Annotated in this window: 14 protein-coding genes; 3 read left to right on the top strand and 11 right to left on the bottom strand. The window is 42.4% G+C overall.

Annotated elements, in window-relative coordinates:
- Positions 1–186 precede the first annotated feature (186 nt).
- On the top strand, positions 187–1236 hold the full coding sequence (queA, locus tag RT138_RS10585; protein WP_185211659.1) for a tRNA preQ1(34) S-adenosylmethionine ribosyltransferase-isomerase QueA: 1050 nt from the start codon (positions 187–189) through the stop codon (positions 1234–1236).
- Positions 1237–1331: 95 nt separating this feature from the next.
- Positions 1332–2024 carry a 2-C-methyl-D-erythritol 4-phosphate cytidylyltransferase gene (locus tag RT138_RS10580; protein WP_313190642.1) on the top strand — a complete coding sequence of 231 codons (693 nt, stop codon included), beginning with the start codon at positions 1332–1334 and terminating at the stop codon, positions 2022–2024.
- Here RT138_RS10580 and RT138_RS10575 read toward each other — a convergent pair.
- The 9 genes from RT138_RS10575 to RT138_RS10535 form a co-directional block, all read right to left on the bottom strand.
- Entirely contained in the window at positions 2021–2173 is a 153-nt protein-coding gene (locus RT138_RS10575) for a lmo0937 family membrane protein (protein ID WP_139185413.1), read from the bottom strand. The two genes, RT138_RS10580 and RT138_RS10575, sit on opposite strands and share 4 nt — an antisense overlap.
- Positions 2174–2276: 103 nt before the next feature.
- Entirely contained in the window at positions 2277–3044 is a 768-nt protein-coding gene (locus tag RT138_RS10570; protein ID WP_313190641.1) for an MBL fold metallo-hydrolase, read from the bottom strand.
- Positions 3041–3313, bottom strand: coding sequence for a hypothetical protein (locus tag RT138_RS10565; protein ID WP_313190640.1), 273 nt, complete (start codon positions 3311–3313; stop codon positions 3041–3043). Before RT138_RS10565 ends, RT138_RS10570 begins: the two co-directional genes overlap by 4 nt.
- 41 nt (positions 3314–3354) lie before the next feature.
- Positions 3355–4365 carry a glycosyltransferase gene (locus tag RT138_RS10560; protein WP_313190639.1) on the bottom strand — a complete coding sequence of 337 codons (1011 nt, stop codon included), beginning with the start codon at positions 4363–4365 and terminating at the stop codon, positions 3355–3357.
- Between the two features lies 1 nt (position 4366).
- Positions 4367–5317, bottom strand: a complete 951-nt coding sequence (locus RT138_RS10555; RefSeq protein WP_185217083.1) for a glycosyltransferase family 2 protein — start codon at positions 5315–5317, stop codon at positions 4367–4369.
- Positions 5318–5381: 64 nt separating this feature from the next.
- Entirely contained in the window at positions 5382–6011 is a 630-nt protein-coding gene (locus RT138_RS10550; RefSeq protein WP_185211653.1) for a DUF4199 domain-containing protein, read from the bottom strand.
- Positions 6012–6014: 3 nt separating this feature from the next.
- Positions 6015–6683 carry a hypothetical protein gene (locus RT138_RS10545; protein ID WP_254529121.1) on the bottom strand — a complete coding sequence of 223 codons (669 nt, stop codon included), beginning with the start codon at positions 6681–6683 and terminating at the stop codon, positions 6015–6017.
- A 7-nt stretch (positions 6684–6690) separates the two neighbouring features.
- A complete protein-coding gene (locus RT138_RS10540; RefSeq protein WP_313190638.1) occupies positions 6691–7956 on the bottom strand; it encodes a dihydroorotase in 1266 nt (421 codons plus the stop codon).
- Between the two features lie 271 nt (positions 7957–8227).
- On the bottom strand, positions 8228–8800 hold the full coding sequence (locus RT138_RS10535) for a UbiX family flavin prenyltransferase (protein ID WP_254529117.1): 573 nt from the start codon (positions 8798–8800) through the stop codon (positions 8228–8230).
- A 424-nt stretch (positions 8801–9224) separates the two neighbouring features.
- On the opposite strand from RT138_RS10535, the gene RT138_RS10530 reads away from it, so the two are divergent.
- A complete protein-coding gene (locus tag RT138_RS10530) occupies positions 9225–9875 on the top strand; it encodes an ankyrin repeat domain-containing protein (protein ID WP_185217087.1) in 651 nt (216 codons plus the stop codon).
- Here RT138_RS10530 and RT138_RS10525 read toward each other — a convergent pair.
- Both RT138_RS10525 and ribD read right to left on the bottom strand, forming a co-directional pair.
- The gene (locus tag RT138_RS10525) at positions 9872–11158 is read right to left on the bottom strand and encodes a DUF2851 family protein (RefSeq protein ID WP_313190637.1); all 1287 of its coding nucleotides are present in this window, start codon (positions 11156–11158) and stop codon (positions 9872–9874) included. The two genes, RT138_RS10530 and RT138_RS10525, sit on opposite strands and share 4 nt — an antisense overlap.
- A 125-nt stretch (positions 11159–11283) precedes the next feature.
- Positions 11284–12327, bottom strand: a complete 1044-nt coding sequence (gene ribD / locus RT138_RS10520) for a bifunctional diaminohydroxyphosphoribosylaminopyrimidine deaminase/5-amino-6-(5-phosphoribosylamino)uracil reductase RibD (protein WP_313190636.1) — start codon at positions 12325–12327, stop codon at positions 11284–11286.
- Between the last annotated feature and the right edge of the window lie 443 nt (positions 12328–12770).

Here is a 12770-nt window from a genome sequence, read left to right as displayed (position 1 = left end):
AAATAAATTCGATTGAACATGTACTAAAATGTACAGTCATAGCTACATGGTTTTACCTGATATTATCATTAAATTGTTGTAATACAAGAAAAAGGGTATAATTAGCTTTTAATTTCGTAATTTTGTAAGCCTTTTTAAAATCTAGCCCCAGTAAGGCTAGAGGGCATAATACATCAGTAGAATAACATGAAATTATCTCAATTCAACTTTAATCTTCCAGAGTCATTGCTAGCATCTGAGCCTTCAGAACAAAGAGATGAATCTCGTTTAATGGTTTTACACCGCGATAGTGGAAAAATCGAACACAAGATCTTCAAAGATGTTCTGGATTATTTTGATGATAAAGATGTCATGATCTTGAACAACACAAAGGTTTTCCCTGCTCGTATGTATGGTAATAAAGAAAAGACTGGAGCGACTATCGAAGTATTCTTGTTGAGGGAACTGAACAAAGAATTACGCCTTTGGGACGTTTTGGTTGATCCTGCTCGTAAAATCCGTGTTGGTAACAAATTGTATTTCGGAGATGACGATCTTTTGGTTGCCGAAGTAGTAGACAATACCACTTCCCGTGGCCGTACTATCCGTTTCCTTTTTGATGGTACGGACGAAGAGTTCCGTAAGAACATCGAGATCTTAGGTGAAACTCCTCTTCCTAAATACATCAAAAGAAAAGCTACCCCTGAAGATAAATTCCGCTACCAAACTATCTACGCTAAAAATGAAGGTGCCGTTGCAGCGCCAACCGCTGGGTTGCACTTCTCCCGCGAATTAATGAAACGCCTTGAACTTAAAGGGGTGGATTTCGCTGAAGTAACCCTTCACGTAGGTCTTGGTACTTTCCGTACAGTTGAAGTAGAAGATTTAACTAAACATAAAATGGATTCCGAACAGTATATCATATCTGAAGAAGCTGCTCGTATCGTTAATAAAGGTATCGATAACAAACGTAAGATCTGTGCAGTAGGTACAACATCCATGCGTGCTATCGAATCTTCAGTTTCTGCCGACAAACATTTGAAAGCAGCAAATGATTGGACTTCCAAGTTCATCTATCCTCCTTATGATTTCAGCATCGCCAACTCGATGATCACAAATTTCCATACTCCACAATCTACCCTTTTGGTTATGATTGCAGCTTTTGCAGGATATGAAAATGTAATGAATGCATACGAAGTGGCCGTAAAAGAGAAATACCGTTTCTATAGCTATGGAGACGCAATGTTGATTATTTAATAATTTACTCCTTAAATAAGAAAAACGCAGGTCAACGACCTGCGTTTTTTATTCCTTTTTATTTACTTTGTTCTATTAAACGCTATATCGAAGCTATGTCTACCCATTTTGTCATCATCGTTGCTGCCGGAACAGGCTCTAGGCTTGGAGGAAATCTCCCAAAGCAATTTCTTCTATTGGATGGAAAACCCATCCTCATGCATACCCTGGAGAAATTCGCCGCTTCACAGACCAAGCCCGAAATTATCCTCGTTCTTTCCGAACAGATGTTTGATCTTTGGGATGAACTCTGCAGAGAATATGATTTCACCATCCCGCATCAGGTGACTCAAGGTGGAAACACGAGGTTCCAGAGCGTAAAGAACGGTATTGAATTTATTAAGGGAAGTACCCAATTGGGACCAGAATCTAAAATTGGAGTTCACGATGGCGCTAGACCATTGTTGAGCGGCAAATTAATCGATGAGTTATATACGACCTGTAACCTGGAAAGACCTGCGGTAATCCCTGCTGTACAGAGTACAAATTCTGTTAGGATGGGTGGCCAGGAACAAAGCCATGCCGTGGATAGGCAGACCGTCTGGTTGGTACAGACGCCACAACTGTTTATGGGCAAACTCCTGATCGAAGCCTATGAACAGCCTGAGGAAAGCTTTTTTACAGATGACGCATCTGTTGTAGAAAAGTTGAGCAATAACTTATACCTACTCCCCGGCGATCAACAGAACCTGAAGATTACCTTTGAAGAAGACATAGCCATTGCTCAACTGTTATTTAATAAAATTTAAGCGTTACCTCTGATTATTCTCAATAAGATCACAATAATGGCAATAACCAATAAAATGTGAATAATACCGCCAGTAGCATAACCTCCAAAGAAGCTAATTGCCCAAATAATGACGAGAATAACCGCGATTAAATACAAAATATTTCCCATAGTAGTTAAAATTTGTGTTTTGTAAAATAGTTTATTCAATGATTCAATTTTCATTAGGATAAACAAGTCATTCAAACAAATTGTTTTAAACAGACATGTTTTTTTACAATAAATCAATAACTAACTGATCGTAAGACACATAAATTCCGTCTGGTAACATGGTTTCTATCTCCATGTGCTTTCCAAAACGATGTGAAATATGGGTAAGGTAGGTTTTTTTGGGGTTTATCCGATTGGAAACTTCGATAGCTTCCTCCAAAGTCAAATGTGAAATATGAGGTTCTCGCTGTAATGCATTGATCACCAAAATCTCCACTCCTTCCAATAATTTAAAGGATTCTTCAGATATAGTCTTGGCATCGGTGATATAGGCAAAATTATCGACCCTAAATCCTAGAACCGGCATCTTATAGTGCATCACCTCCACCGGCAGGATTGATTTTCCGTATAGCTCAAAAGCCTGTCCGGCAAAGATTTCCTCCAGCTCCAGCTGAGGCACTCCCGGGTATTTATAATCACTGAAGGCATAGTAGAACTCCTTCCTTAATGCATCGTGGGTCGCCTTATTGGAATAGATCGGAATGGATTGCTGCTGTTGGTAATTATATGCACGGACATCATCCAAACCTGCAATATGGTCTTTATGGGAATGCGTCATTAATACCGCATCCAGGCGCTTGACTTCCTGGCGTAACATCTGGTACCTAAAGTCAGGTCCTGTATCCACAATGACCGAATAGCCATTGTATTCCAGCAATATCGAAGAACGTAGGCGATTATCTCGCTTATCCTCCGAATGGCAGACTTCACATGGACATGCAATAACCGGAACTCCCTGCGAGGTTCCTGTACCTAAAAATGTTACTCTCAAACCGTAATTTTTGTCTTTTTTATTTGCTGATAAAAAGTCTTTAATTTTTCTTGGATCAAGCTCTCATCCACTTCCATGGTTTCCAAGATTTGCAATAGGGAAACCACTTTCATGTCCACGGTCGAGAACTTGTTTACCACGACCACCCTGGCGTTCTGCAGAACACATGCACCGGTCCGGAACGATCCCTTCTCATAGCGCAGTTTATAGCCAAGGTCACTGAACAGGTTTTCTAATTTATCTAAACTTCCTTGAGTTAATGAAATCATAGTATCTCCTCATCACAATTTAATAAAGCATCAGGAATTTATCAATTCTTTGAAGCCTTTTTATTCGTAATAAATTTTTGGGCATATTGGCTCAGGAATCCAGACCCATACGCTATCAATTGCGTATAAGCTGCAATCACCGACAAGAAGGCAACCTTCAGGCTCTTGGTACTGACCAAGGCATGTAGGAACAGCAATATGGTATAGATCGCTAGAAAAGAATTGCCTATCAGGCCCAGGATATGTAAAAAATAGATCTCGTCCATGGTCAACAGGTTGATGACATCGATCATGAGCAAGAAAGCCAAGCCCAACACAAATACGGCAGGCAGGGCATGAACAGGCTTTAATTCCTTCGGGTAAAGACAGTATATATCGATCCTTCCCTTTCCAAAATTATAGGTCTGCTTATAGAACTGAGCAAAGCTCGTCCTTCGTTTATGGTATACAAAAGCATCTGGAATCAAACCAACCTTAAAGCCGGCATTGATCATCCGGATACTGAATTCGATATCCTCTGAACGACGGGAAAGCTTAAATCCCCCAGTTTTCTCCCAAACGGCACGGCTGATGCCTAGGTTGAAACTTCTGGGATGAAACTGTCCGACATGCTTTTTATTGCCACGGATACCGCCTGTGGTAAACGGACTGGTCATCGAATAGCTGATCGCTTTCTGTATGGCCGTAAAAGAGGAATGTGCGGCATCTGGACCTCCAAATGCATCCAGTTTATCTTTTTCAATCCCTTCGATTACCTTGATCAGATAGTCTTCTGGAACTATGATATCAGAATCAAAAACAATGAAGAAATCTCCTTTTGCCCTTTCAAAACCATAGTTCCGAGCAAATCCCTGACCTTCATTTTCCTTAAAGAAATACTGTATATCCAGTCTGTTTTTGAACTTATCTACAATATGTTCTGCTTTATTTTTGGATCCATCCTCCACAATGATCACTTCAAATTCCTTGTAGGTTTGGTCCAACAAAGAACTGAGCATTTCCTTGATCTCAACCGGTCTGTTATAGAGAGGAACGATGATGGAAAAAAACATATTAAATGACTTCGTCTACATGATATTTATTCCTATCGGAACCATTGCGCGACACCAGCTCGGCAACAAATCCTGTCAGGAATAACTGTGATCCAATGATGATGGCTACCAATGCCAAAAAGAACAATGGCTGGTCGGTCACATTTCTATAAACAGTACCATTGGCTATGCTCATCAGCTTTTCGCAGATCAACCAGATGGTAATGAAGAATCCCAGCAAGAAACTGATAACGCCTAAGGGGCCAAAGAAGTGCATGGGCCTCTTGGCGAACTTTCCTACAAAGAATATGGACATCAAATCCAGGAACCCCTTTACAAAGCGTCCCGGACCAAATTTGGTCGTACCATATTTTCGGGGATAGTGCTGAACGACCTGCTCCTGTATATTGCTAAAACCAGCCCATTTGGCCAGTACAGGAATATAGCGGTGCATCTCACCGTAAACCTCTATGCTCTTTACCACATCCTTCTTATAGGCTTTCAGGCCACAGTTGAAGTCATGCAGGTTGTCAATACCTGACATGCTGCGCGTAGCAGAGTTGAACAATTTGGTAGGAATGGTCTTTGTCAATGGATCATAACGCTTTTTCTTCCAACCTGAAACCAGGTCAGCATCTTGGTTCATGATCCGGTCATAAAGCTCTGGAATCTCATCAGGACTATCTTGAAGGTCTGCGTCCATCGTAATGACCACATCGCCTTCCGCCGCCGCAAAACCAACGTTAAGGGCCGCCGATTTCCCATAGTTCCTCCTGAAACGTATACCGATAACATTCTCATTCTCCTTCTTCAGGTTCTTGATCACCTTCCAAGAACTATCCTTACTGCCATCGTCGACCATAACGATTTCGTAAGTGAAATTATTGGCATCCATAACGCGCTTAATCCAAGCCGTCAATTCAGGAAGTGATTCTTCCTCGTTGTATAAAGGTATTACTACTGAAATGTCCATAATGAATAAAGAACAAAGGTATCATTTTTGGATGATACCTTTATCATATAAACGTTAGCGTTTGTTAAGCGTTATTATCGTTGTTATCTGTGTTTTGCCAAGGATGTGCTTCATCCGAACTGCTTGCAGGTTTGAACATGGGCTTCTCTTTTTTGAAGATTGCCGCAAAGATCAAGGCCAATACAAAGTAAAGCAATAAGGAAACCGCCAATCCCTTCAGGATCTGACCGATCGACAAGGAACCTAAGGCTTCCTTCTGCTGATCCAACATCTCCAAGGTAGCATCAATCTGCTCATCAGGCATATTATTGGCTTCCATCATCTCAATGGTCAGGTTCTGCGTGTTTTCAATAGCTTCAACCTGTAAGCTTGGATAAACCATATTGAATATATTGATTCCGATAAGACCTATGGCAGCCGTAATGGCCAACATAATAAAGATATTCTTCAGGGCCGTAGAAAAATCCCAATACCCACCGTTAGCTTTTCTCAATTTCAGGATAAAGAATACTGCAATCGCAAGGAAAACCGCATAACTAACGAAAATATTGATGACCGAAGAAGTAACGATCGATGTAGCTGATTTCGAAAAATAAAGGGAAATAATGGAAAGAACAAAGGATATCACTCCTAAGATGACGCCATTGATCACGGCTTGTTTCCTTACATTATTTGTAGCGTTGATTGAATCCATAATTTATGAGTTGTAGTTTATGATTAATTGCAGAAGAGCTTGGTCTAATGCCTTGTTCGGAGCTGCCTGCGCATATTCCTCCAACTGTCCTGCATTTGGTTTCTGTTCATTGAAGAAAGAAATCAAAGGATAGAAAAGATCAACCAATTCATCATCCTCAGAAAGCCCTTTGGCCACTTTTGCGATTTCATTATAGTCGCTGTCGATCAAGATCTGATTGGCAATGACCTTTTCGTAAATCCTGTATTCATCCTGGAATTCATCTTCTTCCACCAAAAGGAACTCTTTCAAGAAATCATCCAACGAAGGCTCAACTTCGTCATCTTCACATTCTTTCAGGTATAATAGAATATTCAACAGTTCTGAGCCACGATCAAGAGTTTCCTCCTCGATCGCTTCCCATTCCTCTGAATCGAGATAGTCCTCTTCCAATTTCTGGACATCCTCTGCAAAGAAGTTGATCATCAACAGGTCAAAACTATATTCGCGCAGTTCTTCAAAACGTTGATTGTCATCAAAAACAGCATCCATGGCCTCTACCTTATCCATAAATGGAGCATCTAATTCAAATGCGGAAGCTAAGCCTGGAAGGATATCCTGTCCATCAATCTGCTCTACCTTAGCATAATTATTTACAGCAGCCTCTAAGGCATTCTTTACTTTAGTATCCATATGTTATTTAATTGATGTGCAACTTATTATTGTTAATTACAGCTATTACCTGTCCAGTCAATTCTTGACCGAACAACGGACTATTCGCTGATTTAGATCTATTGGTCTTACTATCAAATATCCATTTTTTCGATGGACTAAACAACACCAAATTTGCCTCTGCTCCTTCTGCGATCACAGGAACTTCCTGTCCCAATATTTTTCTAGGATTAACCGCTAATTTCTCAACAATCTGTTCGGCGGTCAAGCCTGCTTTCAGTAACAAGGGCAATACGGTCTGTGCCGCAATGATACCATTTTTCGCAATCTGGAATTCCACCTGCTTGAATTCGATCTCCTGTGGAGTATGCTGAGATACCACCGCGTCGATCACCCCATCCTTCAATCCTTTGATCAGGGCTTTTACATCTTTCTTGGTACGCAATGGAGGGCTTACTTTATAATGGCTATCAAAACCCTTAACGTCCTCATCCGTAAAGACCAAGTTATGAGCAGCGACATCGCAGGTCACCTTAATCCCTTTACTCTTAGCTTTTTTGATCAGGTCAACTGCTTCTTCCGTAGAGATGGTACTGAAGTGAATTGGCGCCTCATTATACTCCGCAAGGAAAAGATCCCTAGAGATCATAACGGATTCCGCAAGGTTAGGGATGCCTTTCATGCCAAGGTAGGTACTCACTTCACCTTCATTCATTTTACTTTCTGCGGCGATGGAGTCGTCCTCCGGAAATGCCATGATCAATCCATCAAAACCTTTTGCATAGAGCAAGGCACGGGACATCAGACCCGCCTGCTGTATACTGTGCGTGCCATCGCTGTAAGCTACGGCACCTGTAATTTTCATATCATATAGTTCAGCCAATTCATTGCCTTCACGCTTCTTGCTGACCGTCCCTACCGGAAAAACGTCCACTAGGTTTCCTTTGGCAGCATTGACGATCAAGGCTACTTCCGAACGGCTGTGGATTGGCGGATTGGTATTCGGCTGTACGGCCACTGCCGTAAAACCTCCTGCAGCCGAAGCTGCAGTTCCCGTCTGAAGATCCTCCTTCGTTTCGTAACCCGGTTCCCCGAAATTAACGTTGAGGTCAAAAAATCCTACAGAAAGAAATGAATCCTTCCCATCAATCACCTGAAGCTTATTGTCGTCCGACTTGATCTTCTTGGCAATCTGTTCGATCTTGCCATTTTTCACCAGTACGTCTACAGTAGACAAATGCAGCGGATGTCCTGCCGAAACCAAAGTCGCAGAATTAATTAATATTGTAGCCATGAATTGAATTGAAAATCAAAAAATTGTGCTGAATGCTGTTGTTTAAGTTGTGGGAACCAGCTAGCCATCCAAAGGTTCTTTTCCAATGAGCATTTTCAAAAACCTTCTTCAAGTATAAAAACTCCTTATTCGAAGATATAAACAGCTGTTTCATTAAAAAACAAAAGTACAAAATTCAATGAATACTGTTACAAAAACTTTTAGGAATCCTTGTATATCCCATTATTCACAAAATACCTACTGCAGCTATCCCAGAAATGGACCAATAAAATCATTCACTCCAACGGAAGGTTTTTAAACCGCTCAGATCAAACCCTGCAATATCCAGAGCACGGTCTACAACGGTTGCAGCCAATTCTTCAAAGGTTTGCGGACGGCTGTAAAACGACGGGGAGGCTGGACAGATAATTCCACCTGCTTGGGTAATCAGGGCCATATTCTGGATATGGATGCTGCTTAACGGAGTTTCTCGGGTAAGCAAAATGAGCTTTCTCCTTTCCTTCAGGATCACATCGGCCGCTCGGGTCGTCAGATCCGAGGAAATCCCATGTGCAATCCTTGCCATGGTTCCCATAGAACAGGGAACGACAAACATGCAGTCGTACTTTGCTGAACCGGAAGCAAAGGGAGCCATAAAATCACTCTTCTGATAGGTCGGAAAATCATAATCTTTGTAACTATCGTTGTCCAGTTCAAACTTCCAAACGTCCTTGGCGTTGTCTGACATAACGATCCCTACAGCTTCGATCTGCTCAGAAAGCTGCTGCAGCTTGTCTAACAGCACTTTCGCATAGATGGATCCGGATGCTCCGGTAATGGCTACAACAATTTTTCTTTTGCTCATGTTACAAATCTATGAAACTTCCTCCACAGTACCTGCAAAACCCTTTTATAGTTAATAATTAACCGTCTCAACAAATCCCATTAAGTCAAAAAATACCTAATTGGAAACTAAATTTGAGCCCTAAAGAAAAAAAGGGTCGAATTAGATTAATTCGACCCTACATCTACCTATGAAAAACATGCCCTTGGGGAGGGCATTACAAAAGTAAAAAAATCAACAGAAAAGTTATAAGACAAGGTGGTAGATTTCCTATTTTGTAGACAATCAGCTACAAAAATTAAATAGTGTTCGTACCCAAACAAAAAAAATTGTATAGATTACATTTATTAACCTAAAATATTTTATAGCAAAACATAGAAATTTAGGGCCCAAGTAACTTTATTTTAACTTTTTTTTGTTTATTTCGTAACGCAAAATAAGGACTATGAGTTTGACAGTACTGGAAGAATATATTGAGACCGGAAACTACCAAGATTTAGATTTATTACTGAGCCAAAACCCCGACCTTGTCAAGGAAAACACCAGCCATGACATTTCAGCACTGCTTTTGGCCTGTTATTACCAAAAAAGCCAGATCGTGCAGGTCATCCTAAAATATATCAAGAGCATCACCATACACGAAGCCTGTGCCGCAGGCCTGACCGAACAGGTACAGTTTATGGTTGACCAAAAACCTGATGTCATCAACGAACTCTCCTCCCATGGTTTTTACCCGCTAGGGATCGCTTCCCACTTCGGAAAAGAGGATATCGTCCGCATCTTATTGCGAAACGGTGCTAACCCCAATTCATCCTCCCAAAATGGATATCAGGTCTTCCCTATCCACTCGGCACTAAGTAACGGGCAGAACAATATCGCCAAAATGCTGATCGAAGCCGGCGCTGAAGTCAACGTGCTGCAATCCTCTAGGATCAGCCCACTGCACTTGGCCGCCCAACAGGGTAATATCGATATGATCATCATTCTATTGGAACATGGCGCCAATATCGCCATCCGCAACGATTTCGGGCATACTGCATCCGATATGGCCGCAGAAAAAGGATTCCCTGAGATTGCTGAGATCCTAAAAGCTTAATCCTTTCGGATAATCGACACCCCAATACCACATTCCAGACATCGCTTGGAATTGCAATAGGCCGACCTTAAATGTAACACGGCCTGGGTCTCCAGTGCATTGAACAGATCCAAGCCAAAACCCATATAACGTCTGCAAACGGAATTCACCTCCGGCTTCAGTTGCTCCAACCATTGCAAGGCGCGATCCATATACTGCTGGTTCCCGATGTACTTTCCATAGGAAAATAAAATGGGCACAAAGCTATTGATCGCCAAAAGATGGAAAAACTGCTCGGTAATCCGGGTATTGTGCCTGACCGATTCTTTCTCCAGATGAAAGTGCGTATTCCAAAACTCTGGAATCTCCAATTGCTGACAATATCCCTTTAATTCATCCAAACTGTTCGCTTCCACGATCAGGGAAAACCAAGAGGCAAAGCGGCAGTACATCGCGGCAAGCTGAGCTAATTTAATCGTCGGGAAATTATAAGGCCGCATGCGCATAAACTTCCATTGGAAGGCGGAAAGCTCAATCAGCTTCTGACTTTTCTTCAGATAGCCATAATTGGCCTGAAGCTTTAAGATATAGGGATCATCCCCCTTATAGGACTTCAAGAACCCCGATTGCCCAAAAAACAAGGCCTGTATATTCTCGGGGTTATTTTTCATCTTTTGGATCAATTTCAAGGACAGGATCTGGCTCAGGTCCTGAAAGGACTGCTTGTTGACCTTCATTCCAAAAGCACCCGCCAACATCCCCAAACAGACCCTCTCCCAATCTCCTCTATAGCTATTGAGCATCAGGACCACGATCTTATAGCGATGCTCCAATCGCTCAATCCCCATGCGGTTCAAGACCTGGATCTTCTGATAGTCTGGCACCTGATTCATCCCATAGCTACAGGGCAACCAATGGTTATTCTGCAAGAGTTTCTCAATTTTCTGTAATAGGGATTCCTCAACGATAGGCTTCAATTCCAAACAGGGAATGAGCGTTCCATCCTCCAGGAAACAATCCAAGCCGGCTTCCCACACCACGTGCAGCACCACCGCATTATAGGCCTTGTTCCTTTGATGGCCATGTTGGTTCCAATCATTGGGGTCTACATGGATTTCAACATGCCCATGCCAGTCCTGGCCATTTATCCGAAGATGGGCAAGAAGAAAGTCTGGTCCAGCATCGGTATTATAGTTGCCCGCCTGAACAACCTCAATCTCATCTCCATTCGTACAATGAAGATCGAATGGAGCAAAAAGTCGATAACGCCAAATAAAGTGTAGGATATGCTCTGATATACGCATAGCTAAATATAATATATTTAACTTTCAATTACGTATTTTAATTTTAAAAACAAGTTTATAAAATAGTGAATTAAGCCTCCCAATAGATTGAGGGCAAGCTTTGCTAGGAAAAATTATGATTCGATTTATTTTGGAAGGTAAATTTTCAATAGATCCGAACCTACTTTTAATTCTTCCCTCAGGTCTCCATTTAATTTTGGAGCTTCAATGCCTTCAGACCATGATTCGGCTCCTACAAATATGCGGGCTTCATCCCAAAGTGCTGCCTGGATAAACAGGTCTAGCGTCTTTCTACCGCCTTCAACGATAATGGACTGTACATCCATTAAATACAGCTGATAAAGGATTTGCTGTGGAAGGTACAGGTCAAAATTCTCCAGTTCTATATATTTCCGGTTACCCTGCCAATCGGTTTTCTGAGCATTGAAAATTATGGTTTCCGCTGCATCGTCAAAAATTGAAAGACTTTCCGGAAGTTCCAAATTTTTGTCAATCAATATGCGCTTCGGGTTCCGTCCTTCCCAGTCCCGAACCGTCAAGCTTGGATTGTCAAGCTCTGCCGTTCTTTTGCCAACCAGGATCGCATCTTCCTCCGAGCGCCATTTATGCACCAATTGCTTACTCGCCGAATTGCTGATCCAGCGCTGCCCTGATAGAGGTGCAAAATACCCATCCGCCGTTTCTGCCCACTTCAGGATTACATATGGCCTAAACTCTTTCAGCTTCGTAAAGAACCTGCGGTTCACCCACTTAGCCTCATCCTCCAAAACTCCTACTTCAGTGCTAATCCCGGCATCCTGCAACTTCTTCAGGCCCATACCATTGACCTTCGCAAAGGGATCCAAACAAGCGATCACAGCTTCCTTGAAACCCATGTCCACGATCATGTCCGCACAGGGTGGTGTCTTCCCAAAGTGCGCACAGGGCTCCAGGCTCACATAGATCGTGCTCTCCGAAAACAGCTCCCTTGCCTTCGCCTCTCCGACCTGATCGATCACGGAACAGACCGCGTTCACCTCTGCATGCGGACCTCCATAAGGCGATGTATAACCCTCTCCAATAATTTCTCCATTATGGACAATCACTGCCCCCACCATCGGATTCGGACTGGTCTTGCCTGCCCCCAAGACAGCCAATTCCAAACATCGCTTCATGTATTGATTATGCATGTTTCAAAGGTAGTGAAATAGATTTGAGTATGGAGATAGGTGGCTTGAGAAAACAACTTCCGGACAGACCATGACCATGACTTATATTTCACTTGCATAATACACAGGTTCGTAGGAGCTGCTCGTATATGTCAGCTTGTTTGAACCAGGATGGAAAAGATGAGGGGATCGACGATCATCGATCGGAGCCGAGATGCCGCTCACCCGCCAGATAGACCAAGATCAGGGAATGAACCAGGATGAGTGGGATTAGGTGATCGACGATCATCGAGCGGAGCCGAGATGCCGCTCACCCACCGGATAGGCCAAGATCATAACCTATATTTTGCCAGCTTAACGCACATGTTCGTTGGGGTATATGCGATACACCCCAACAGTTTGTGTAAGATTCTTGCCTCAGGGCCTGTTGTCTTGTGCCTATTGTCTGATGTCTAAAAAACTTC

Origin of the sequence: Sphingobacterium sp. (genome assembly GCF_032065005.1) — a bacterium.
In the GTDB taxonomy this organism is placed as follows: Bacteria; Bacteroidota; Bacteroidia; order Sphingobacteriales; family Sphingobacteriaceae; genus Sphingobacterium.
This window is presented reverse-complemented; position numbering and strand designations above follow the sequence as displayed.